This is a genomic window from Arenibacter latericius DSM 15913 (assembly GCF_000424985.1).
Taxonomy (GTDB): Bacteria; Bacteroidota; Bacteroidia; order Flavobacteriales; family Flavobacteriaceae; genus Arenibacter; species Arenibacter latericius.
Genome location: NZ_AUKX01000096.1, coordinates 1 through 1,778 on the forward strand (window position 1 = coordinate 1; position 1,778 = coordinate 1,778).

Sequence of the window (1,778 nt, forward strand, 5' to 3'; positions counted from 1 at the left end):
AGGATACTTGCTTCCCTGATTTCCATAAAGATAACTAAACTTAAGTTAGCTAAAGTTCGTGTTCTCGGGCCTGCCCGAGGGAGGGACTCAATACTACCCAACTAATTTCTCCTATAAATATAACGAGATAGTCGTCCAAAACGGTAGCGGTAGCCAAGGCTTGCTGTGAGTCGGTTTCTTTCGGAATCTCTTAAGTCACCCCCAAGGCTGAATAAAAAGCTACTTCTTTCAGAGGGGGTATAGATTAATTCCCCATACACATATAGGTTGTTGTGTGAAGGGTCATAGGAATTATCGGGAAGCCCTTTATTTACTACGTAGCTAGCTTTTCCTCTATAGTCCAAATTGAATATACGTCCGGTAACACCTACGTGGTGTGCTCGGTACGTATTGTTTATAATTGCTGGGCTATCAGGGTCGGCATTTGGATTCCGGTTTGGGGTGATAAAAGGAGTACCTATAACTTCACCAAAGTAGGTATAACCAGATTGGTAGGTATCATGGTTAAAATAATTTTGACTATTGATGGTATGCTGGTATTCGTAAAGAAATCCTTTTATAAAAGTGTCTTCTGGGGTGGACCAAAAGGCGCCCCATACGCCGTCGGGGAAATTATCTAATTTAATTCCCGCGTTTACATCAAAAATAGATTGATAGTAAACATGCAGTTTATCTCTATTTCTAAACTCATAGTTATAATCTATATGGTAAGAGCCAAGCTGATTAGCCTTTGTGCTTCCTGTGTCTCCTAGGGCTACCTTAATATAATCTCCTACACTATTTGGTTGCGACTCACCTCCCCACTGTGCGTAATGGTGTAAACCAAGAGATAAAAACGATCTTTCGTAGGTTTTAAAATTAAAGGTTAGTTGTTTGTAATGGAGACGTGCCTTGTCCATATGGCGGTCGTCATTTAAAAAGTAGTGCCCTAAAGCGCCTTCTATACTTAAAAAGTCGAATATTTTAAAGGGTTCAAAGGTGGCGAATTCAATTCCAGGAATGGCTCTAGCATTATTACTCCACAGTATATCGCCTCCCACGCCAGAGAGCCCCATCAGTTTTTCTGGGCGTTGTTTTGCTCCTAGGGTAACTTTAAATTGGTGGAGTTCGTACATACCATAATATTCGTTCAGCTCCAATGCGTTAGATTCATCACGATTAACGGCATAAAAACCACTAGCTCCTATAACCAATCTCCCGTATTCACCAGAGTATTTGGAGAACTCGGTATTTACAGTGCCTAGAAAGCTGGTATTTGGAGCTATTAATCCATTGGTGTTGCTATGGGTCCAGAATGTATTATCCTTCTCAGAAAGCAGTGCTCTAACGCCAACATCGGTAATAAAATGATTTTGTGCTTGGATAGCTAATGGTAGTAGGGTACCTAAAAGAAAAAAACTAATTCTCTTAATCATGATATGGGGGTTGGGGTGATTAATATTAATTAAAGTGGCGCAAGTTATAGAACTTTTTGGTATTTGAACGGATTTTTGGATGAAAAATTGAGGTTTGAATTAATGTAACAGTTAGGCTGATTTGTAGATTTGGAAATTGGTTAATTTGGAAGTGAGAGTTGAAATATTGTAGCAATTGTCTAATGTAACAATGTATCCATTGGGCTGATTTAAATATAGGTGATTCAGTCGTTATTTTGAAAATTTTATAAAGAATATGGACCGTCAGTTCGATTTCTATGACAATTCCAAACGATTTTTATAATAAGTTTTATTCTTAATAAGCGCCATAGCAATATGCAGTAATTTATTCCTAACAGCGTT

Annotated in this window: 1 protein-coding gene; it reads right to left on the reverse strand. The window is 38.4% G+C overall.

Annotated features, from left to right (window positions below; all coding sequences use genetic code 11):
• Positions 1–101: 101 nt before the first annotated feature.
• Complete coding sequence (locus H344_RS0116725; protein ID WP_026811318.1) at positions 102–1,415, reverse strand: capsule assembly Wzi family protein; 1,314 nt, start codon at positions 1,413–1,415, stop codon at positions 102–104.
• Positions 1,416–1,778 lie beyond the last annotated feature (363 nt).